18 protein-coding genes and 1 pseudogene are annotated in these 21,957 nt (G+C 34.0%); 13 read left to right on the top strand and 6 right to left on the bottom strand.

Annotated elements, in window-relative coordinates; genetic code table 11:
• Positions 1 to 573 precede the first annotated feature (573 nt).
• The 4 genes from ACOZBY_RS12125 to ACOZBY_RS12110 all read left to right on the top strand — a co-directional run bounded on the left by ACOZBY_RS12125 (position 574) and on the right by ACOZBY_RS12110 (position 3,307).
• Positions 574 to 1,455 (top strand): helix-turn-helix domain-containing protein, encoded by an 882-nt coding sequence (locus ACOZBY_RS12125; protein WP_207974148.1) that lies wholly within the window; start codon positions 574 to 576, stop codon positions 1,453 to 1,455.
• 665 nt (positions 1,456 to 2,120) lie between these two features.
• On the top strand, positions 2,121 to 2,666 hold the full coding sequence (locus tag ACOZBY_RS12120) for a hypothetical protein (protein WP_422762412.1): 546 nt from the start codon (positions 2,121 to 2,123) through the stop codon (positions 2,664 to 2,666).
• Positions 2,667 to 2,679: 13 nt separating this feature from the next.
• Complete coding sequence (locus ACOZBY_RS12115; protein WP_036161459.1) at positions 2,680 to 2,964, top strand: hypothetical protein; 285 nt, start codon at positions 2,680 to 2,682, stop codon at positions 2,962 to 2,964.
• A 187-nt stretch (positions 2,965 to 3,151) separates the two neighbouring features.
• Positions 3,152 to 3,307 (top strand): hypothetical protein, encoded by a 156-nt coding sequence (locus tag ACOZBY_RS12110; protein WP_012294197.1) that lies wholly within the window; start codon positions 3,152 to 3,154, stop codon positions 3,305 to 3,307.
• Positions 3,308 to 3,419: 112 nt separating this feature from the next.
• Here ACOZBY_RS12110 and ACOZBY_RS12105 read toward each other — a convergent pair.
• Positions 3,420 to 3,551 (bottom strand): annotated as a pseudogene (locus ACOZBY_RS12105) (IS1595 family transposase); the annotation flags it as partial.
• A gap of 450 nt (positions 3,552 to 4,001) precedes the next feature.
• On the opposite strand from ACOZBY_RS12105, the gene ACOZBY_RS12100 reads away from it, so the two are divergent.
• The gene (locus tag ACOZBY_RS12100) at positions 4,002 to 4,610 is read left to right on the top strand and encodes a YpjP family protein (RefSeq protein WP_031417167.1); all 609 of its coding nucleotides are present in this window, start codon (positions 4,002 to 4,004) and stop codon (positions 4,608 to 4,610) included.
• A gap of 1,040 nt (positions 4,611 to 5,650) precedes the next feature.
• Positions 5,651 to 7,009 carry a (R)-1-hydroxy-2-aminoethylphosphonate ammonia-lyase gene (gene pbfA / locus ACOZBY_RS12095; RefSeq protein ID WP_031417098.1) on the top strand — a complete coding sequence of 453 codons (1,359 nt, stop codon included), beginning with the start codon at positions 5,651 to 5,653 and terminating at the stop codon, positions 7,007 to 7,009.
• 711 nt (positions 7,010 to 7,720) lie between these two features.
• Here pbfA and ACOZBY_RS12090 read toward each other — a convergent pair.
• Positions 7,721 to 9,379, bottom strand: a complete 1,659-nt coding sequence (locus ACOZBY_RS12090) for a methyl-accepting chemotaxis protein (protein ID WP_012294270.1) — start codon at positions 9,377 to 9,379, stop codon at positions 7,721 to 7,723.
• Positions 9,380 to 10,790: 1,411 nt separating this feature from the next.
• Positions 10,791 to 11,141 carry a winged helix-turn-helix transcriptional regulator gene (locus ACOZBY_RS12085; protein ID WP_422762411.1) on the bottom strand — a complete coding sequence of 117 codons (351 nt, stop codon included), beginning with the start codon at positions 11,139 to 11,141 and terminating at the stop codon, positions 10,791 to 10,793.
• Positions 11,142 to 11,252: 111 nt separating this feature from the next.
• Here ACOZBY_RS12085 and ACOZBY_RS12080 point away from each other — a divergent pair, with 111 nt between their 5' ends.
• Positions 11,253 to 12,308 (top strand): zinc-binding alcohol dehydrogenase family protein, encoded by a 1,056-nt coding sequence (locus ACOZBY_RS12080; protein ID WP_012294273.1) that lies wholly within the window; start codon positions 11,253 to 11,255, stop codon positions 12,306 to 12,308.
• A gap of 232 nt (positions 12,309 to 12,540) precedes the next feature.
• Here the strand turns inward: ACOZBY_RS12080 and ACOZBY_RS12075 are convergent, their stop codons facing one another.
• Positions 12,541 to 13,440: a phosphotransferase enzyme family protein gene (locus ACOZBY_RS12075; protein ID WP_422762410.1), complete on the bottom strand. Its 900-nt coding sequence runs from the start codon at positions 13,438 to 13,440 to the stop codon at positions 12,541 to 12,543.
• 554 nt (positions 13,441 to 13,994) lie between these two features.
• Complete coding sequence (locus tag ACOZBY_RS12070) at positions 13,995 to 14,375, bottom strand: gamma-type small acid-soluble spore protein (RefSeq protein ID WP_099805195.1); 381 nt, start codon at positions 14,373 to 14,375, stop codon at positions 13,995 to 13,997.
• A gap of 284 nt (positions 14,376 to 14,659) precedes the next feature.
• On the opposite strand from ACOZBY_RS12070, the gene ACOZBY_RS12065 reads away from it, so the two are divergent.
• The 3 genes from ACOZBY_RS12065 to ACOZBY_RS12055 all read left to right on the top strand — a co-directional run bounded on the left by ACOZBY_RS12065 (position 14,660) and on the right by ACOZBY_RS12055 (position 18,335).
• On the top strand, positions 14,660 to 14,845 hold the full coding sequence (locus ACOZBY_RS12065; protein ID WP_012294276.1) for a hypothetical protein: 186 nt from the start codon (positions 14,660 to 14,662) through the stop codon (positions 14,843 to 14,845).
• A 390-nt stretch (positions 14,846 to 15,235) separates the two neighbouring features.
• Positions 15,236 to 17,320: a serine hydrolase domain-containing protein gene (locus ACOZBY_RS12060; RefSeq protein WP_036215991.1), complete on the top strand. Its 2,085-nt coding sequence runs from the start codon at positions 15,236 to 15,238 to the stop codon at positions 17,318 to 17,320.
• A gap of 604 nt (positions 17,321 to 17,924) precedes the next feature.
• The gene (locus ACOZBY_RS12055; protein ID WP_036215994.1) at positions 17,925 to 18,335 is read left to right on the top strand and encodes a hypothetical protein; all 411 of its coding nucleotides are present in this window, start codon (positions 17,925 to 17,927) and stop codon (positions 18,333 to 18,335) included.
• Between the two features lie 498 nt (positions 18,336 to 18,833).
• On the opposite strand, the gene ACOZBY_RS12050 is transcribed toward ACOZBY_RS12055, so the two are convergent.
• The gene (locus ACOZBY_RS12050; RefSeq protein WP_416277765.1) at positions 18,834 to 19,628 is read right to left on the bottom strand and encodes an alpha/beta fold hydrolase; all 795 of its coding nucleotides are present in this window, start codon (positions 19,626 to 19,628) and stop codon (positions 18,834 to 18,836) included.
• Positions 19,629 to 19,853: 225 nt separating this feature from the next.
• Here ACOZBY_RS12050 and ACOZBY_RS12045 point away from each other — a divergent pair, with 225 nt between their 5' ends.
• The 3 genes from ACOZBY_RS12045 (at position 19,854) to ACOZBY_RS12035 (ending at position 21,940) form a co-directional block, all read left to right on the top strand.
• The gene (locus tag ACOZBY_RS12045; protein ID WP_230586158.1) at positions 19,854 to 20,090 is read left to right on the top strand and encodes a DUF3953 domain-containing protein; all 237 of its coding nucleotides are present in this window, start codon (positions 19,854 to 19,856) and stop codon (positions 20,088 to 20,090) included.
• Positions 20,091 to 20,290: 200 nt separating this feature from the next.
• On the top strand, positions 20,291 to 20,713 hold the full coding sequence (locus tag ACOZBY_RS12040) for an ester cyclase (RefSeq protein WP_422762409.1): 423 nt from the start codon (positions 20,291 to 20,293) through the stop codon (positions 20,711 to 20,713).
• Positions 20,714 to 20,992: 279 nt separating this feature from the next.
• The gene (locus tag ACOZBY_RS12035; protein WP_422762408.1) at positions 20,993 to 21,940 is read left to right on the top strand and encodes a rhodanese-related sulfurtransferase; all 948 of its coding nucleotides are present in this window, start codon (positions 20,993 to 20,995) and stop codon (positions 21,938 to 21,940) included.
• Positions 21,941 to 21,957: the final 17 nt, after the last annotated feature.

Raw genomic sequence — 21,957 nt, 5'->3', positions numbered from 1 at the left:
CAAATTAAAGTTTGGAGAGAAATCGAAATTCGAGAAATGCTGTTAAGCCAACATTTCATGGATTTTCCTTTGATTATTGTTTATACAGCTTTGATGTGTAAGTGTGTTTGCTGAATAAAAACCTGTATATTGACGCTTTAAAACTACATTTTCTATCGTTCCTATAATTCAATTATAGGGTCTTTAAGTGATAAACGATATTCAACAATCGGGAACATTTCTTTAATAAGGAATGTGAAGAATGTCCAACGTGCTGCTACGATTTTTACAATGAACTGAATTGTATTAAAAAGCAATTGTAAAAAAATGAAAAACCTTGCGCTTTCCATATAAGAGGGCACATGGTTTTTCATTTAGGTTTAATTCAACGATGAGTGGGTCCTGAGAAATAAAATTTTTAATTACTATATATTGGATTTCTTAAGCTTCATAAGGTAAATCTAGTGTTGTAATAATTGAGTCGTGACCAGTAACAATTAGCGTAGCTAATAGAGCAAGAATTAATACTGTTTTTAATTTTTTCATTTGATATTCTCCTTTTAAATATATTTAAAGGTAAAGAGGTGTTAGAAAATGAATATACAAGAGTTAGGAAATGTAATATATAATACTAGAAAAAACTTAAAGCTAACCCAAAAGCAGCTTAGTGATGGAATATGTACACAACCGACAATCAGTTTAATTGAGAAGGGTGAAATATTACCAAGCTTAGATACAATTTATTACTTATCTCTCCGTTTGAAAAAACCATTTTCTTATTTCCTCCATGTCTTGTTTATGAATAATTACAGTCAAGTCCACCAGCTGGTCATGTATTTCGAAGAATTGACAGCAAAACATAAATATGAGCAAATTTATGAAATTGCGGTAAAAGAAATCGCAGAACCCGTTGATCCATGGCTTAACCATTTCTTAAAATGGCAATTAAATTTGAGTTCTTATAAATTAAAGAAAATACGATTCAATGAAGTAATACGTAATTTAAAAGAGCTCCTATCAACAAAATACTCTGTGATATTAGATAAAGATTTTTTAAAGGAACGTATTTGTAATACTATTGCGTTTATCTATGCAACGAATAATGATTATAAATCCGCATTGGTTTACTATAATAAAATCAATTTAGAGCTACTTAATGAAACTTCACCAAAAATGAGCAGGGACGTTTATATATTAAGAGTTATTTATAATAAATCCAAAACTTTCTATGATATGAAGTCATATAAGGAAGCAATAGATTTACTACAAGAAGGGATTAAACGATCTGTCAAATTAGAAAATATGTCTTTTCTTGGTCACTATAATTATTATTTAGCAAAATGTTATGAACGTGTTGGGGAAAATAAGGATTTAATAAACACGCATTATAAGAATGCAGGATTCTTCTTTAAATTATTAAATAATTCTTTGTATTATCAAATTGTCTACCATGAGCAAAGGCACTTGTTCACATGATATGTATAAAAAATTGCTACCCTATGAATCAGGTAAAAGGGGAGCTTTTTTTTATTTACCCACTCATTACCCACTCTTCATAATTCATATACCTCCTAGTGAAACATTCTTATATCCTATTCTTACCCATTTCTAAGGCTAAATGGGTAAATATAAGTATCTTTATATTTTTCACTTCAGATCGAAATGATTTTTTACAATATTTGTATTATTATGAGTACATCCTTAAACGCAAAGGGGGGAAATGATGATGAAAAAGCCATTATTGGTACGCAATTCAAAAATCTATGTTTATAATGGTTGATTTTTGAAGTTGCTGTAATCTGTAACTAGATACTTAATGTTATGGGTTACTGAGGGTGTTTATTTGCGTAAGTGAAAGTAATTATTTTAATAGTCTAGTTATTTGGTTGACAGGCTAAAAACATCAATAGACTAGAATTATATGACTCTGTCGTTATTTCATTAAAATTTAATTAGAAGGGTGTATGATATCATGGTTTTAAAGAAATTAGTACTTTCAGTTTCATGCGCAGTTATGACTTTCGGTTTAATAGGCACATACATCAACATCATTTGCCGCAGAGAAAAAGGATACTATTAGCTTAGAGGCGAGTCAAATTTCACAGTTTACACCAGAACAACAAAATATTGCAGATGAAGTGGTGACACAACTTCAAGCAATTAATGAAGTATTAATAGGGTTAGACACTGAGAAACAACAAGAAGATTTTTTAGGTGCACTATTTGACCCTAATTTTAGTACAGATCAATTAGATAGTAATATTGTATTAGCAGAAAATGCTAAAGAAGTAACGGTTTTAAATGACATGTTTGAAGAACTTGGATCTCCTGTTCATTTTTCAGCAGATGTCAAATCTGTTATAGTAGAGGAGAATGGTGATTTAGTTGCTATTAAAAAATCTGGGGAAAATGAAATTATGCCATTAGGTTTTTGGGGAGATCTTTGGGACGACATAAAGGTTATAGCTGGTAAAACTTGGGATATAGCTAAATGTGGAGCTGCCATTACAGCAGTATTTGTTCCAGGAGCGGCTGCCTATAAAGCAATTAAAGGATTAGGCGGAGTTAAAGCTACTGTTCAATTATTAGCTAAAGCATCAACTACTAGCGATTGGTTAGCAATTGGTGGAGGAGCGGCTGCTGAAATTTTAGGTATCGATGGAGTTCAAACCTATTGCTTTGAATAAGAGAGGTGTTTAAATGAAGAACCCTAGGACCTCGCAAAGTGGAATTTTTGATCCAATTAGTCATGGATTCATGTCATTATTAGTTTTTGGGATGCTATTTATTGCTTTAATGATTGCATTGAATGGACCTATTACTTTTGATACGCTTATTATGCCGGCTGCTTTTATTTACGTAGTAGTTCGAGTAATAGAATATGTGACAATAAAGAAGACTAATCATGTTCCGCGCTGGTTAGTACTGGGATCTTTTGGAGTGGCTGTTCTAACAGCTATTGGCATGACATACTGGATCATTTAAATACTTAGAATTTTTTTAAACATAAGGCACTGTTAAATTTTAATGTTGTTTTATCTGGTATAGATGAGCCCTTACAATCGATTTTTCCTTATTTTTAAAAATGCCTTTTTGTGGTATTAATATATATTTGAAACTAAATGGTTAAAGTAGTCGTATAAGGTATTATAGATTAGAGGAGGTCGGAAAAATGGATTATACTAAAATCTATAATAAAGAACTGATTGCCTTAGTAAAAGAGAAAATAAAGTCCGACGGTGAAATTAAAGCGGTGAAGTTTGTGAGAGAGCAAACCGATATGTCCTTAATACAGGCAAAAAAATTTGTGGATTTTTGTAAAGAATAGACATAAAAATTAGAGTCACTAAACTGTGGCTCTAATTTTTATTAAAAGTATCTTCAATAGTCATTGAACTACTAAATAAAAAATACGACAGTGTCCACTACGATATGTTTCTGTTGTTTTTTGTGCCTTCATTACTATGACTATCTACAAATAAAAACCGCTCTAAGTAATGATTGAGGTATTTACAAACAACTCCTTTAAAACGATTTATCCAATGTTGTAAACGTGCATGTAGTCGGTTCACAACAAAGAAAAAGAGACTTTATTAAACGAGAAAATTAGTCCAATTTTGATGCAGAAATCGATACTCATAAAGGCGAAGGGTGGATGCACAGTTAATGCAGCCAAAAGTTAATACGCATTACTACATAAATTTACTTTGCGTTAATCTGCATTGTAAAGAATAAATGAAAAACCCCAAAAGCTGCTTAGAACAGGCTTTTGAGGGCTTTGTAGGGTACATATTACAAAATAAAAAAATTAGTCCGTGAAACATAAAGATGATAAATAACCTAACATTAATAAAAGACCAATACCCATTGCGATGCTCATGCTTTGTACCTCCTTTAAAAAACGACACATTATTCATAAATATTGTACAATGAATTATAGAAATATGAAACCTTTTAATGGCGAGAACGTATATAATAATAGGAGAATTACCAATTTGTACATAAAGAGTAGGTGATACTGAATGAAAACGTGGGTTAAAAAAAGTATTGTCATAATGGTTGCGTTTTTAACATTTGGTTTAATTACGCCAACGCATGAAATATGGGAAGCATTTGATCAAAATCCTTCGAATCGTGCATCTATTGGTCCTGCATCAGGGACAAGCACGGCTCTAGCTGCTGAGCCTGATCTTAGTAGGGACGAGCAGGTTCATATCCAAGAGGAGGAAATTGATTATAATGCCTTGCTTATGGATGCAGCGAGAGAGCAATCATACATAAAGTTTGGTACTAAAATTGGTCCAAAAATTAGCCATGAATTCGACAACATCATCTTCCCAAAAATGGAGGAGGCGATTGCAATGACTGTCGCTAGTTTGGACGAGCAAGCTTTAGCATCTTTAACCATCTCAGAAAAGCCAAGTGGTAATTATGGTGAGAAAATTTTTAACGTGATCAACACCGACACAGGAGCTGATGTAATCCGCTTCCATGTACGTACAGAAAAAAGACCACAGGAAGGCTATTATTACAACTTCCATTATCACAGTGTCGAGGACAACTTCATGGCACATTATAACCTAGGCGATATTTATTGGGAAAAAAACACACCACCGAAGTGGTTGTCATAAAAGATTCGAAACACTCGTTTACAAAACGGGTGTTTTTTTGTGGGAAAACGTTGATATATCAAATTTTGTGTTAGTTCATTAATTTATTAATGCTGAATGTAATAGGGAGAGGGACAAGTAGGAGAAATAATTTTAAGTTTTTACTTTGGATTTAGCAAAAATGTATCTTTTGGCTTATGAGGGATAAAACAACGCCAATTCACGCCAGTGAATGACGAAATAATTGGCGTGATAAGAATTGCGCGCCATATAATTGGAATATGACCTCCAAGGATTTGGCAGTAATCCCCCCTTGAAATGGCGTTGCTGGAAATGATAGGATAATAATTGTTCGAGTTAAATTTAGCTATAGCTAGATAAAAAGTATTAAATGGCATGTTAGTACGTACCTATGGTATATAGTTCTACTAATATATTTATTTTATCGATTCACCACAATAAAATAATAGATGCAAAAGCTGTTTTATACCAAATATATAAAATTGACTATGGAAAAGATAAAAATAGTCATTTTACGAAAAAAAGCTTCAATTTTAATTTAGAAATTTAAACAATATTAATTTTAGGGTGTAATGACTATGAGTACTGGTAGGAAAACAGCTTCAATTTTTATATTATTATATTTTGTAGTTCTTTTTTTTGTTTCAAAAATATTTACGTTATCATCAACATTTAATTACATAGCTTGTGGCGTAGGGTTGGTAATTTCTATTATTCTACATTTGTATTTCAAATTAAAATATGAAAATAAAAAAACTAGGTGCTCATTAAAAAGTGAAGTGCCTCCCCAAAATTAGACACGCTTATTTCATTTAGGCAAAATCTTATATTAAAAATTTTTAACCACTCCATTGAGTGGTTTTTTATTTTGCCCTGATAAGTAAGTATAGGGCAGTTCCTCACCCTTGATTCACAACCAACAACTACGTATAAATGTGATTAGGTGAAAAGATTTACAAGATATTAATATCTATTTAAAAAACAAATGTTATTTTGTTTAGGTAAAAGAATTAATTACCTATAATGGAGGAGAAGAAATAATGGAAGAAAACATTGAAGTGTTAAGAACAGAGGGGGACATTAATTTAACAAAAACTCGTTCTTTATGGCAAGAAAAACATTTGAGCAAAGAATCTTTTGAGTTTTTAAACGATGACTCTAAGTATTATTTACATCAATCTCTTTCTACTCCTTGTTTAAATATTATTGAAAAAAGCTATGGAATTTACATAGAGGATATAGATGGAAGGAAGTATATGGATTTTCATGGAAATAATGTTCATCAAATAGGCTATGGTAATGAATATGTTATCCAAGCAGTAAAAGAGCAGTTGGATATTCTTCCATTCTCACCAAGACGTTATACAAATAAAGTTGCGATCCAGTTGGCAAAAAAATTAGTTGATATTGCACCAGAAAGTTTAAATAAAGTACTGTTGACTCCTGGGGGAACTTCAGCTGTTGGAATGGCTTTAAAACTTGTTAGAAAGGTAACAGGTAAATTTAAAACTATATCTATGTGGGATTCATTTCATGGTGCATCTTTAGACGCTATTTCAGTTGGAGGAGAAGCACTTTTCCGTAACGGTATGGGCCCTCTAATGCCAGGGAGTCTGCATATAGCTCCTTACAATTCATATCGTGGTTTGTTTGATGATGACAATGGTAGATTTAAATCCCTTGACTATCTAGAATATGTACTTGAAAGAGAAAATGAAATCGGTGCAATTATTTTAGAGCCTGTTCGTTGTACAGACGTACATATCCCACCAAAAGAGTACTATCAACGTTTACGTAATATTTGTGATAGGAACAATATATTATTGATTTTTGATGAAATTCCAACAGCTTTAGGGCGAACAGGTAAAATGTTCACTTTTGAAAACTTTGGAGTTATTCCAGATATTGTTTTATTGGGAAAAGGATTGGGGGGAGGCGTATTTCCAATGGCAGCGATGCTTGTAAAAGGAGAACTTGATGTTGCCCAAGATATTGCACTCGGTCATTACACTCATGAAAAAAGTTCATTAGGTTGTGCAGCAGCATTGGCTACTCTTAATTATATCGAGGATTTTAAATTAATTGATAAAGCTAATCAATTAGGAAATTATATGAGAATACGTCTTAAAAAGATGCAAGAGCACTATGAAATTATAGGTGATGTTCGAGGAATCGGTCTTTTATACGGAGTAGAATTAGTACTAAATCGCAATTCGAAAGAAAAAGCTATATCTGAAGCAGAGCAAGTTATGTATAAATGTATGGAAAAGGGATTAAGTTTTAAAGTATCCCAAGGAAATGTGCTTACTCTCACTCCACCACTTATCATTAAGGAACATGAATTAGAACTGGCAATGGATATTTTAGAACAATCTATCCAAGAGGTTTTAGAGCAGTAATATAGATTTACGATTTATTAGACTGAAGAAACTAAACATCTCATATGAGGTGTTTTTATGAAATAAAGAAATTTGATGTAGTATTCCAAAACAAACAAATGATGTCGGTGGTGGTTATGTTAGATGGCATTGGGCAACCTAATTGTTATTTTGAAAAAAACAGTTGTCATAAAAGATTCGAAACACTCGTTTACAAAACGGGTGTTTTTTTGTGGGGGAACGTTGATATATCAATGTTTGTTGTAGTGTATTAAGTTATTAAATATAACATGAAAGGTTGAGGGGAGAGGTAAGGAATAGTATGTACCCCAAAATCATCATGATTTGATTTCATAAGATTTTTCAAATGAATTTAAGGTGATGATTTTATCCATGAGGGTAGATACATGTATCTCATCTTTTTCGAATGAATGTTATTGATAGTGCATTTCCATAAATTAAGTGGCATGACAGCACCGATTAAAAAAGAAAAAAATTAAAAATTGGGGTTTATTAGGTTGTTCATTACGTCAGTTAATATTTTGCCGTAGGGGATGGGTAATCGCACTGTTAGCCTACTTAAAGCAAAATTGAACAAAGTTTTAGAAATCATAATATACATAACCTACTGTAAGTGAGCGACATAAAAATAAAGCCCGAACATTGGCAAGACACTTCAACATGTGCCTTGCGTAATGATTCGAGCTACAATACCTTTATTTGAATAATGTTTTACAGTGAAAATTTATCTATTTCTTTTCTTAGTTGCTCCGCGAATAAATTCAGGTCACGAGCTTTTTCTGATACGATGTTGATACTCTTTAATTGTTCTTGTGCAGATGCGGAGACTTGCTCTGTTCCAGCAGATGTTTCCACTGCCGACCCAGAAATATTGTGAATAGAGCTAATAATTTTCTCCTTGCTCTGATTCATTTCAGATGAAAGCTGCTGAACATCACGAGCAACTTCAATTGTTTGATCTAAAGCCTCTTTAATTGTATTGAAAATATTGCTAGTGTCTGTAGCTGCCTTTGCATTTTGTTCAACGATTTCAATGCTAGTTTTGATTTCCGTTACAGCACTTTTCGAAATCGCTTGAATGGCTGTAATTTTACTTTTAATAATTTCTGTTGCGTTAGATGTTTGCTCAGATAGCTTCCGAATTTCATCAGCAACAACTGCAAAGCCTTTACCAGCCTCGCCAACACGAGCAGATTCAATCGAAGCGTTAAGAGCAAGTAAATTTGTTTGGGAAGCAATTTCTGTAATTGTATTAACAATACTCGAAATGTCTGAAGATGTTTTATCAACTTCTTGAACAATTGTACTAACTTGCTGTGATGAATCGCGATTTTTTTCCGACCATATAGAAAGCTGCTGAACCGTATCTACACCTTGATTGCTTAAATCATCAATTTGAGCTGTCATTGTTGCAATTTTTTCAGTATGCTCAAATACACGGTCAATATTGCTTGAAAGCTGTTCTAATTGTTCGGCTCCTTTTTCGGTATCGTATGCCTGCTCCTCAGTGGATTTAGCAATTTCGCTAATCGCTATACCAATTTCATCCGTTGTTTGTACAGTATCATCTGCAATCTGTAAAAGTGTTGTAGATGATTCTACTAACTCATTGCTTGTACTTTGAATATTAACCGTTATATCTCTAAGGGCGGAACGCATGGCTGTGATGCCTTGAGCCATTTGTCCAATTTCATCTTTGTGATTCGATAGCTTTACTAATTCCACACTTTCATGGAAATCTAAATTTGCGGTTTGCTGTAGCGTATTTTCTAAACTTTTTAGTGCTCTAACGATACGATCAATAATCCACCACATTAAGCTACCAATAATTAAAAAACTAGCAATGCCAATAATGATTTGAAACATTAGAACAGGTTCAATAATGGATTTGATTCCACTTTCAGGGACTCCGATGTCCATAACACCATAAAGCTCACCATTACGGTAAATAGGTTCCATAATATCATACGTCCATATACCTTGAACTTCGGCATACCATCTTGTAAATTGTTTTACCCCTTTAGTGGCCCCTTCTATTGTGTAGTCATCCTCATAGACTTTATTTAACTTATTTGAGTCACTATGTGCAACAGCTTTGACATTTTTATCAATAATAATGGCGTATGTTACATTGTCCTGTTGTACTTTTGTATCAACTAATTTTTGTAGTTCAGGTATTGGATCTGTTTCAGCATTTAAAATTGTTTCGGCTTGTTTAGCCATTTCAAAAACTTGCTCTTGAGCCTTTTCTATTAGTACTTCTTGGCTCTTTTTATTAACAATCCATACAGCTAAGCCCGCATTAACAATGGAGGCTACTAATAGTAATCCCAATGTGAAAAAAAGTAACCGCTTTTTAATGCTCTTCATGTTTTTTCCCCCTATACCAAAGTTTCAGTGGTTTAGCCTCTTCGTTGATAGTTAAATGTAAAATCTCTAATGAATTCAAGCAAGCTCAAAAATCTGGAATAAAGTTAATCGATATATAATGGATAGAGGCTTTACTACTGGATAACATACTAAAACTTTGGTAGATTTATCATACTTAAAAATAGTATTATATAAGGGAAATATAAAGTCAATACAGTTTGTGTAGAATAAAGACGAATTCTGTCTAAAAAACATTATTCTAGAATATGTTAAAGAGTGAAGCGTTAGGCCGCCAATGGCAGATAGTGAAGATACATTTTATCGATTTTAGCAGTTTATCTTTAATGTAAAAAAAAGCACATTCTAATCTTCCATAGAATCGTCCAGTTGGACAGGAACCATTGCAAAATGTATCCGCTTATTAAAGTGTTAGCGCCAGGAGTTTCGTTAACTATTCTATGACCTTGACATCTTTGGAGCACATTCGTTCATTTTTTATAATAATAGGGTGGGTAATCACTACTATAAGTACAACATGATATTCAATTAATGATAAAAGAATCCTACGGAAAAGAAGTCTGCTTTTCCGTGGGATTTTTTGTGTTGTGTTTGGTATAGAACCAGTATCTACAGCAACTTTGTGGAGTTGTAAAAAATACATACTCAATTAACAGAATATTCCAACTTTAAATAGAACCCGATTTTAGAGGCGCCAAAAGTTCCATCAATCTATCTAACAGTTTCTGATAATTTAAAGGTATCAGGACCATCTATAAAGAAGGTTTTATAGGGGGGATTTTCGTTATACCAGCAAGACCCTAAGTCATTCTCCGTAATGGGTATTTTTTTAATTCTTCACTTCCGATTTTTGTTCCACCTACCTTTCGATGGAGAGGTACAAGCTAAAGATGTTGGAACTAATAATTACATATATGAGAAAGGGATTGGTATCTTGAAGAAAATTTTGCTTTCTGGCTATTTCAGTATAATTTTTTGTATAGGTATATTGTACGTACCTGTGTCATTAAAGTGGGGGCCACATCTTGAATTTTATGATAAAAGGTATGTTCCTTTATGGCAATTACACACGCAGGAATTCCAAGTTGATGATTATTATCCAATTTATGAGCTTGATATGATAAGAATAATTTATGAAATTGGCATAGTAACTTTATTATTCTTAATAGTGTATTTACTATTAAAGGAAGTCTTTCTTAAAAATTCATAATTATAATTCTGAAAAATAGGGTGGTTAAACGGAAAAAAGCACCCTCAACATGAGCGTGCTTTTTATAAAACAAATGGTCACTGATTTAAATTTGGTATGAATTAAGAGCATTAACGGCTCTTGTTCATTTTACGGCCGCATCCTATTTTTAATATTTACATATTTTGTTACTCGAAGAAGATATTATTTTTTTAAATTATACTGCTCCCCCCAATCTCTCATCAGTTTGATTATTGGTTCGAGTGTTCGACCGAATTCAGTTAATGAATATTCTACTTTGGGTGGTACTTCTTTAAAGATTTCTCTATGGATTATGCCATCCTTTTCTAATTCACGAAGTTGTAACGTTAGCATTCTTTGAGTAATATCGGGCAATAAACGTCTAAATTCATTGAAACGCTTCGTCCCTGACATAAGGTGATATAAAATCACACCTTTCCATTTACCACCAATTACTGCGAGTGTTGCTTCAACTGGACATCCATAGGCATCCGGACAAGCAGTATATAAAGTTAAATTACTATTATCTGTCATAAAATAACCTCCAAAATATTTAGTATACAAATTGATACTATCCAACAAAAATGTGCGTACTTACATTAAATATATCATCGTATTATTATAGCTGATATAAAGAATTAAAAAATGAATGGAAAAGGAGCAATTTTAATGATGGAAAAAATGAAAGCTGTAGGTCTACATCAATACTTACCTGTTGATGATGCAAAGAGTTTATTAGATATACAAATAGAAAAGCCGGTAGCTAAGGATAGGGACTTATTAATTCAAGTAAAGGCTGTTTCAGTGAACCCTGTTGATTATAAAGTTAGATCTCCGAAAGAAAAGTATGAGGAAATTCCTAAAATTTTAGGGTGGGATGTGGCAGGCATTGTCGTCGAGGCTGGTCCTCTATGTACATTGTTTAAACCTGGTGATGAGGTATATTATGCTGGTGATATAACTCGCCAAGGCTGTAATAGCGAATTTCATCTTGTCGATGAGAGAATTGTAGGTCATAAGCCAAAGTCATTAAATTTTGCAGAATCTGCCGCATTACCATTGACTTCAATTACTGCATATGAGGCCATATTTGATAGAATGAAAGTTAGTCATTTTTCAAACGAAAATAAAAATAAAACAATTTTAATTATTGGTGCAGCTGGTGGGGTAGGTTCTATTGCAATCCAACTAGCTAAATGGGCTGGATTAACGGTTATAGGTACAGCTTCTAGACAAGAGTCACGCATTTGGGCTACTGAACTAGGTGCAGACTTTATGATCAATCACTATGAGGAATTTATTCCACAGCTAAAAAAAATAGGTTTTGAAGCAGTTGATTATATTCTATGTTTGAATTCGACACAAGAATATTGGGTCAATATGGCGGAGGCTATCGCTCCACAAGGAACAATTTGTTCTATTGTAGAAACAGATGAGCCAATGAATTTGACATTACTTAAAAATAAAAGCGCAACATTTGTGTGGGAGTTTATGTTTACACGATCTATGTATCAGACTGAAGATATGAATGAACAACATAAATTATTAAATAGAATAGCAATTCTAGTGGATAGTAATATTTTAAAAACCACAATAACTAAAATTCTATATCCCATTAATGCAGACAATTTGAGAAAGGCGCACTCTATTCTAGAAAATGGAAAAACCATTGGGAAAATTGTGCTTGAGGGTTTTAAATAAGCAATTGTGACTGCCTTTGTATGAGGCAGTCAATTTGCTTATTCAACTAATATGGAGGTAGGGAAAAGCATGTATCCCCAATTTTTTATAAGTGATGATTTCATCCATGAGATTAGAATGCATGTACCTTATCTTTTTAAAATAAATGTGCATAAACTTTATAAATCGTCTGAGGAGTATCTCCAACTAAACCGCAACTGTAGATATAGGAGTATGTACATGTTGAAACAACTTATAAAAAAATGGAAAAATCATTAATACCGGCATATGGTTCTTGATTTCTGATTTTGTCTTCTAAATTCTGTAAAGTATATCCTTGCCATTCTTCTAAATTACCTGTATTCCATTTTTCTTTAAATAATTGATATAAATAAATCTCTCTTATTTTTAAGAAAATAGGAATTTGTATAATTATCTCCTTATGAAGCATATTTTCTGTTCTATAGCCTGCAAAAAAATTACTCATAAAGAGTTCACAAAAAGAATTTGTACTGTCATTGTATGAGCTATGCTGCCAATAAGCATGATAGAAAGCTACTGCAATATCTTGAGCATACCAATTAAAAGAGCAGTCATCAAAATCAATGATAGTTATACTACCTTCCTCATTAATAATGAAGTTTCCTTGATGATAATCATTATGAATAAGCCCGAAAGTATCAGGAGTAATCGTGTATGAAGTGAGACTGTGCCCCAGCTTTTTATATTTCTCGCTAATCCATGGTTCTAACTTGCCTCTAATATTAAATACATCAGGGTTTTCAACTTTCCATTCAGGACGTTCTATCGTTTGTAATTTGAAATCTTTGGATAGTGCATGCATTCTCCCCAAAATTTTACCAATTTTTTTAAACGTTTTTTCATTCCAGTGGGATTTATTTGTAACATCAATGTGATCTCCCTTCATAAATTCAAAATATGTTTTTACCCGTTCTTCCTCATATTCTAAAGGAGTTATTGGCTTGGGTACAAGAACACCTTTTTCATATAAAAAATTCATCCACGCTATTTCCTGTAAAACCATCTCCTTTGTTTTGTTCTTTTCAGAAATTCTAGCGATCTTTTCTTTGTCTTTGATATAAAAAACGTCGTTATTAAATCCTCCATTCAACCTCACACGGTTTTCTTGCATTTTGTTTCCTCCTTTTTAACTATCAATTTACGAGAACATTTTTTATTTAACATTAACCTAGTAACTTCTTTGTCACTTCTTTCGTATTAAATAATAAATTATGCGTCATAATAATAATGTACGATAAATATCCTTTTTTATCTTTCCTATTTAATAAAATGTTAATTAAATTGAAGAAATAGAATTTCGAGTGAAGAGTACCGACAGACTTCGGTAGTATAGGAGGGGGGATAGGTGATGGTATTTCCTCCAATTAAACCAATGCTTTTACATACGGGTAACACCAATGAAATAGTAAACGATGATGAAAATATCTTAAGGTTGCCTTATCCTTTTGACTAAATAAGATAATAGATTTTCTTGACCTAGTAATACTTTGACTGCTGAATTTTCTGAGTTATAGGATGTAGGACTTCTATATAGGAACCATACAGTATTTATTGATTGCGAAGGTGTTGTGCTTAGAAATGGTTACTGGTGTTAAATACTTAACTTACCATGGCAAGTTAAAAAAACAACAGCCAGCAGAGGCTGCAGGCTGTTGTTGATGCGTATTATTTTGAGTTGTTTTCATTTGCAAATCGGCCAGAAGCAAATTTTTTGTTAGCTTCAGCTTGTTGGATTTGCTGTCTGATTTGATTAACATCCGTCTCCATACCAAATTCTTGGCTCATCGAGTTCGTTGAACCAGAAGCTTGGTTTTTGTTAGCTTCAGCTTGTTGGATTTGTTGTTTAATTTGATTAACATTCGTCTCCATACCAAATTCTTGGCTCATCGAGTTCGTTGAACCAGAAGCTTGTATTTTGTTAGCCTCAGCTTGTTGGATTTGCTGTTTAATTTGATTAACATCCGTTTCATTTCCAAATTCAACGTTCATTGCGTTGGGAGTTGCGTTTGGAATTTTTGAGTTAAAGTTTTGATTGTTGTTTGCCATTAAAAATCACCTCCTGAGTTTAGTTTGTACAGAAGGTGAATTAGTATCCGTTTTTTAGTGTGTTAAAAAAATATTATGGTGGTATATCAGGTCCACTTCAATGGTATGATAAAGCTTCAGCAAATTACACGAGATTGACAAGGTGAAATTTAAAACGTATATTGAAAAAGCCTTAAAGAGGCAGATACAACTTTTTCAGATGCCTGTAGAATAGCACGGGATTTCCTAGAATTTAACTATTTTTAAAGTTGTAATCATTCAAGTTATAAAAAAGGACGGATGTAATGAAATATAATAAAACAATTATGCTAAAGCTTATCAATGAACATCGAGCGTTACATGATGAACTAAAAAAGCTAAAATCTGAAATGGGATTAGAGAAAAATTTCGCAGTAAAAGCTTTGTATCATTCATATGTGGCAGAAGATGGCCCTTATATGAAAGAATACCAGGATTTAGAGCGATTATAATAAAAGGCGGTACCACTAAAAAGCATGTTTTGGACAATCATTATTTTCAAAACATGCTCTTTAGATTTGTTCTCATATAAAGGAGAATAGGTACTTTATTATAACAAGTCATTCAATATGGATGGCTTTTTTGTTTTTGTCTTTTTTTGTAGGCGTCATAAGGAATGAGAACAACTGAACTTTCGAACAGTTTAGTGTCATACATAATAGAGGGTGACCAACAAAGCTAATTTAGTCAAATATAAGTCTTAAGACTGATATGGTATAAGCCTATCAATGTATTTACGAGCCTTATAAAACTAAGATATTCTATTTATAGGAAATGTTTCTTGGTTTTGGGAAATGAAAATCTTAAAATCAATCATACCTATCTAAGGAGGGAAATTTTTCATGAAGAAAAAATTATCTGGGGTGTTAGCTGCTACATTAGCGTTAACGATTAGCCTACCAACAGGAGCTCTGGCGGCTTCTGGCAACAATCAGTCTACGGTTTTGGTTAGCCAGGAAGTTGCTAGCCAAGCTCTGCAAAAAATTGCGGCAGAGAAGGCTAATCTACTCATTAAGTCTTATGAGACAACAAGTGTACAGTATGCGCTAATTGATAATGGTCATATTATTGTGTCGGGTCAGACTGGGAAGAACGATATGAAAGGAAAACAGCCGTTGACTAAAGATACCCTATATGGAATTGGTTCAGTCAGTAAAATGTATGCAACGGCGGCTGTGATGAAATTGGTCGATGAAGGAAAAGTTGATTTAGATGTTCCTGTCGTTCACTATGTTCCTGATTTCAAGATGAAAGACGAGCGTTACAAACGCATTACGCCACGTATGCTGCTGAACCACTCATCCGGCTTGCAAGGTACTGGGTATGGTAATAGTTTTTTATTTGACGATAATGATACCTACGCCCATGACAACTTGTTGCAACAATTGTCCACCCAAAGCTTAAAGGCGGACCCAGGTGCATTCTCGGTATACTGCAACAACGGCTTTACGTTGGCTGAGATTATGGTGGAAAAAGTAAGCGGTATGAGCTTTACTGAATTTATACATGAACGGTTTACAAAACCCTTAAAGCTAAATCATACGAAAACACCGCAGGACAAAGAGGAAAACGATAAGCGAGCTGGACTTTATTTTCCTACGTACCATGGGCAACTTCCTGCTGAATCGGTGAATGTGATTGGTACGGGAGGGATCTCTTCCACAGCAGAAGATATGGTACGATTCGCACAAATATTTATGGGACAGGGACAAGGAATTCTCTCTGATAAGGCAGTCAAGGCGATGGAGCAAGAAGAATATAAAAAAGGAATGTGGCCAGAGGATGGAGCCAATATCATCAACTATGGTCTTGGCTGGGATAGTGTGAAGCTATATCCATTCAGTGAGTACGGGATAAAGGGCTTAGCTAAAGGTGGCGATACAGGACTGCAACATGCTTCATTGGTCGTACTTCCTGAACAGAAGATGGCTGTGGCTGTATTGTCATCGGGCGGTAGCAGCTCTACAAATCAAATGATGGCGACAGAAATATTGCTCGCTGCGCTTAAGGAGAAGGGCACGATTAAGGAGATTAAGCCGAACAAATCCTTTGGCAAGCCAATCAAGGCCAAGATGCCTCAAGACATAGTAAAGAAAGCAGGTTTTTATGGCAATAGCTTCAGTCATTTTAAAATAAAAATTACGAACAATGGAGAACTACTTTTACCAGCTATTTCTGAAGAAAAATATGTATATACTGCGAATGGAAGCTTTATTAATGAAACAGGTACCTCCAAGTTCAACTTCGTCACAGAGAAGAATGGCCGAACATATTTGGTGGAAAGCACATTTATAACTTTACCAGGTTTAGGTCAAGTAGCGGTTACTCAATATTTAGCCGAGAAATTAGAAGACAATGTGTTATCGAAGGAAACCGCTGCCGCATGGGCCAAGAGGGAAGGCGTTAAGTTCTATCTCGTCAACGAGAAATTTAGTTCTGCTCAATATCTCTTACCAATGATGCTTACCACACAAATTACTCGCGATGAAGAACTAAAGGGCTATTGGAATGGCAGAAAAATTACAGGTCCAAATACAGCCGCGCATCAGCTTCAGATCCCTGTGATGGCAGGCCGTGATACAACAGAATCTCGTTTCTATACAGAAGGCGGTAATGAATATATGGAGATGTCCGGATTAATATATGTCAGTGGATCCAACTTGAAATCACTGCATGCAGGCCAATCATCCAAAGTTAAGCTGCAAGCAAATGGGCATGCGGAATGGTTTACGATCCCTCAAGCAGCAGCAGGGAAAACAATGACTGTGGAGCTGCCAGCAAAGAGTTCGTTTGCCGTGTATGATGAGGCCGGACAATGCGTCAACTTTACAATTGTGAGCGGCAATAACAAAGTAAAGCTGCCGAAAAACGGAACGGTTGTATTTGCTGGTGCGCCGAACGCGGAAATGGCAATTACGTTGAATTAACTACTCCATTATGTGTGCCATAAACTATGTAGAAGATTATAAATCATACTCAAATGAAAGATAAAATGTAGGGATTCGCCAAAAAATGGCGAGTCTCTTTCCTTTTTAATGATTTTTAACTGTCTATACATAGGAAGAATAATAGGCTCATCTTATGTCGTACAACGGGGTTACTCGCATTAGATTGGCTCCAATTGTTGCTTCGGACATTTTCCCATTATGCGTAGAGGCTGATGATTCTAGTAAGTAATGCGCAGGATGCAAAGTTTATAGGGGACGTGGGAGAGAGCTAGAGCAAATTAGGCATTTGCGTAGGTCGGCTAAGTAAAGAATTGAAACATAAGATGCAGTAAAAATCTACAAAAAATAATTCTTACGGCATAGTGTAGTTTTATAAAAAAGATTGATCGTTCATAATAAAGGTTGATTAAAAATCCTATGCTGATATGCACGATTTTTTTGTTCAATAAACGGGTCATATTATTGAATAACAATTTTTAAAGATATATTTCCAAACGACGCTTTGGTAACTTTATTTGCTTATTTAGACTTGGCTCTTTATTCTTAATAAAGGTTAAACAAGTAACAAGAGGGGCGATAAATAGTGAGGATTCAAGAAGTAGAAGGTTATTTGAAAGGAAAAATAAATGTTGATACAGATTCAGTAGCGTCTATTTGGACAACATTTAAAGAATTTTGTGAGGAAGATATTGTAGGAGAAGATGAAAAGGAAATTTTATTCGAATGTGGTACTTACCGTAAAGAAATGTTTCATTTTTCGTTTGTACGCCAGTTTACTGAATACGAAGATGATGAATATTTAGGAATGAGCCAGCTTCATTGCAAACTATTATTTACTCCTATTGATGAATTTAAAAAATTACAAGTTACAGAATGGTCAATGGATTTTGAAAGCTTAGATGAATTTTTTAGACATATAGAAAATCTTAAAGTATTTAAAAATATAGTTAATTTAAAACCTAAAACAGTTCAAATTTATCAAGATGAATGTTAAGAAGTTGAGCTGTATATCTGTACATCCAATAACGAAATAACGTTCCCAAATAAAGGTTTGGGTAGACACAAAAGCCAAGAAACGCTGTAAAACAAACGTTACTTGGCTTTTTCATTGGATATTGTTTATACATTTTTTATACAAAGGTATATAAAGAGAGTTTACAATAAGACTTTTCAAAATTTTGCAGAAAACATTGTAGGGGTGTTATATGAATAAAAACCTGTATATGGAGACTTTCTAAATCTGTATTCTTCTCAATCCATTATTACAATTGCTGGTGGTTTAAGTGAAACCATCTTCAACAATCGTGCGCGATTGTGGAGCAACACAGGTAATAAATAATCAAACTTTTTTATAAAAACCTAACTTCAAACTGCTAAAGAAAATCCCTTTTGATTAATCTTTTTCAAAAGGGATTCTACTTATTTAACGTAAAATAAGGGTTTTCGAGGTATTTTTGCTCAAACTTTATTGCCAAGCAACACTTATAGAACATTAAATAGTCGTTGATGTGTGGATCAGGTGTTGGTGGATATACTCATTAACTTGATCAGGTCTATCTAAATTAGTTGCGTGATGGGCATTTTTAATTATTTTTAACTGTGACTTTTTAATCTTTATATGTAGATACTCTTGTTGTCTTTGAATCATCGTATCGTGGTCACCATGTAATAATAAGGTAGGACAATTTACTTTTCCTAATTCATGGCCACTTTCCATTCTCGATACGGCATTCCAAATTCGAATCCAATTTTTATAAGACATTGCTGCAACTGTGGAATAAATATAGTGTTTATTTGCTTCGTTAAACTTTGATAGTGTATGTGCCTGTATTTTTGCTAGAAGTGACATTGGAATGAATAAGCTAGAAAATCGATTAACAGGAACTAGTATCTTTTCATACCAATTAAATTTGTTTGTGAAGGGGGTCCCTATTAATGTAAGTGATTTTACGTAATCTGGATAGTGAATGGCGGCTTGTAAAGAAATATGTCCACCCATTGATAAACCACATAAATGGGCCCGTCTAATTTTTAGATGATGCATCAAACCAATTAAATCTTTAGTGAAATCTTCAGCATCTACCTTCCCGTTCGGAAGAGATGAAGCTCCATGACCACGAACATCCCAGGTGATGGTTTGATAATATTTAGAAAAATAATCCACTTGTTTATCCCATTGCTGATGGTCCCATGATGCACCATGAGTAAAAATTAATGGCTCTCCATGTCCTTTTGTTTCATAATACAAATCTACATTATTAATTGTACATTTTGGAATGTAAAACACCTCTCATTTATCTAAGATAATCGTGACTAAATGTTAACATAAAAGTGATTGTCAGAGAAAATATTCCCATTTTACTGCGCCCGATAAATGTGTTAGCGGCAAGACATACATAACCAGCAGATGTTTTACAGATTAGGTATAGAAATTAAAACAAAAGGTTTTTTGGGAATTATATCCATGTTATTAGTTGTATTGTATAATCAAAGATACAATATCTAAAAGGTGATGATTATTTTGCTAACTATATTACAAATTATTTTTTCAATCATAGTAGTATCACTCTCAACTTACGGAATTATCACAGACGATTACCAGTTGAATTTTTTAATGATATTCTTCTTAGGATTATTGATGTTAATTTTAGGGATTAAAGAATTTCAAAGAGAGCAAAAAGTTTATGGTTGGCTTTTTATCGGAGTATTTTTATTGATAGAATATGTATTCATTCAAACTTTTTTATGATTTATTATATCCTATGCACATAGACAAGGTACTACTGCTTTTGCTTTGAAACCTGCATCCAAAAGCAAGAGAGCAACGTTTGGTGGGGCTATGAGAGTGAAAATGGTAGAATTAGATTCCAATTCAATGACTCTTACATTATTATGAAGTATGGGAGATATTAATACCCCCTTCATCATATATAGCAACGGAGGACTATCATGACACCAGAGCATATTGTTAAGAAATTTTTTGAAGAAGTACGTTCAGGCAAAAATCCCGATTACGCAACTGAATTAATGGCAGACCAAGTACTGGCACACCAAGTTATTTCAGAAGAAGAATTAACGGTTAAAAGAACGCCAAAAGATTATGCTGACCATGTAAAAGAAATGGTAGAAGCGTATGGCAATTTTTCATTAGAAATCCAAGAATTTATTGTACAAGATCATAAAGTATATGTACGCTGGAAACAAGTTGGGACGCATGTTGGCGAGGTCGATGGATGTGAGCCAACGAAGCTTCCAGTGATAGAAATAGCAAGCGCAGTTTATAGAATTGAAAATGGAAAAATAGCAGAATATTGGATTCAAATTGATCGTGCTGGTATTGAAAACCAACTCAAACGAAATCAAAGTATTTAACATCCTTCGGGGTGTTTTTATTTTGCCCTGAAGAGTGGGGAAATTTACTCAGGTCTATTGTTGAATAATCTTAATAAACGGAGTCGGACCTAATGGTGGAATTACATTTATTTGTAAAAATATTCCAATGTCCACTTTGCAAATTCTTTATTAATATAGTTATACCCATTTCAGTCTAATTACCGATAGCATTTTAAGTGATTTTCCTTTATGGTTAATAGGTCGTAAAAGACACTATCAGGAATATCCTGCAAATATTGAAATGATAGGTGGAAAACAATGAATTATCAAGTATTATTATATTACCATTACACAACGATTGAAGATCCTGCTGAATTTTCAGCAACGCACTTAGCCATGTGTAATGAAATTGGTTTAAAAGGTCGTATTTTAGTAGCCAATGAGGGCATTAACGGTACTGTGTCAGGTACGATTGAGCAAACAGAGCAATACATGGCAAACATGCAAGCTGATCCATTATTTGAAGGCATAGTCTTCAAGATGGATGCGGCAGACGGGCATGCATTCAAAAAGATGCACGTACGCCCACGACCTGAGTTAGTAAACTTAGGCTTAGAAGAAGACGTAAACCCACATGAATTAACAGGGCGCTACCTGTCACCAGAACAATTCCTTGCTGAAATGCAAGATGAAAATACAGTAGTATTAGATGTGCGTAACACCTATGAATACGATGTCGGCCATTTTCGTGGTGCGATTCGACCAGAAGTAGAAAACTTCCGTGATACACCGGAATGGGTACGTGCAAACCGCGAGTTATTCGAGGGAAAAAATGTTTTAACCTATTGCACGGGTGGGATTCGTTGTGAGAAGTTTTCAGGCTGGATGAAACGTGAAGGCTTTGGCAATGTCGGTCAATTACATGGCGGTGTTGCAACATACGGAAAAGACCCTGTAGCAAAAGGTCAATTATGGGACGGAAAAATGTATGTATTTGATGAGCGTTTAACGGTGCCCATTAATCAAGTAGAGCATGTGATTATTGGTCGTGATCATTATGACGGTGAACCCTGTGAACGTTACATTAACTGTGCAAACCCTGAATGTAACAAGCAAATCATTGCTTCTGAAAAAAATGAAGCAAAGCATTTAGGTGGCTGTACAATCGAATGTACCAAGCATGCGCGCAACCGTTACATCGTGCGTCACCATTTAACAGAAGAGCAAGTAGCTCAAACGATTGAGGCGTTACAAGCAGAAGCATGAAGAGCTGTCTAAGTATA

Origin of the sequence: Lysinibacillus sp. NPDC056220, assembly GCF_049315265.1 — a bacterium.
GTDB lineage: Bacteria > Bacillota > Bacilli > Bacillales_A > Planococcaceae > Lysinibacillus > Lysinibacillus pinottii.
This window is presented reverse-complemented; position numbering and strand designations above follow the sequence as displayed.

Coding starts and splice junctions, on each gene's coding strand:
- ACOZBY_RS12115 (WP_036161459.1), top strand. CDS start 2,680: ATGAAGAACCCTAGGACCTCGCAAAGTGGAATTTTTGATCCAATTAGT.
- ACOZBY_RS12035 (WP_422762408.1), top strand. CDS start 20,993: ATGAATTATCAAGTATTATTATATTACCATTACACAACGATTGAAGAT.
- ACOZBY_RS12090 (WP_012294270.1), bottom strand. CDS start 9,379: ATGAAGAGCATTAAAAAGCGGTTACTTTTTTTCACATTGGGATTACTA.
- ACOZBY_RS12070 (WP_099805195.1), bottom strand. CDS start 14,375: ATGGCAAACAACAATCAAAACTTTAACTCAAAAATTCCAAACGCAACT.
- pbfA (WP_031417098.1), top strand. CDS start 5,651: ATGGAAGAAAACATTGAAGTGTTAAGAACAGAGGGGGACATTAATTTA.
- ACOZBY_RS12125 (WP_207974148.1), top strand. CDS start 574: ATGAATATACAAGAGTTAGGAAATGTAATATATAATACTAGAAAAAAC.
- ACOZBY_RS12085 (WP_422762411.1), bottom strand. CDS start 11,141: ATGACAGATAATAGTAATTTAACTTTATATACTGCTTGTCCGGATGCC.
- ACOZBY_RS12045 (WP_230586158.1), top strand. CDS start 19,854: ATGATTATTTTGCTAACTATATTACAAATTATTTTTTCAATCATAGTA.
- ACOZBY_RS12040 (WP_422762409.1), top strand. CDS start 20,291: ATGACACCAGAGCATATTGTTAAGAAATTTTTTGAAGAAGTACGTTCA.
- ACOZBY_RS12060 (WP_036215991.1), top strand. CDS start 15,236: ATGAAGAAAAAATTATCTGGGGTGTTAGCTGCTACATTAGCGTTAACG.
- ACOZBY_RS12100 (WP_031417167.1), top strand. CDS start 4,002: ATGAAAACGTGGGTTAAAAAAAGTATTGTCATAATGGTTGCGTTTTTA.
- ACOZBY_RS12110 (WP_012294197.1), top strand. CDS start 3,152: ATGGATTATACTAAAATCTATAATAAAGAACTGATTGCCTTAGTAAAA.
- ACOZBY_RS12080 (WP_012294273.1), top strand. CDS start 11,253: ATGAATGGAAAAGGAGCAATTTTAATGATGGAAAAAATGAAAGCTGTA.
- ACOZBY_RS12075 (WP_422762410.1), bottom strand. CDS start 13,440: ATGCAAGAAAACCGTGTGAGGTTGAATGGAGGATTTAATAACGACGTT.
- ACOZBY_RS12065 (WP_012294276.1), top strand. CDS start 14,660: ATGAAATATAATAAAACAATTATGCTAAAGCTTATCAATGAACATCGA.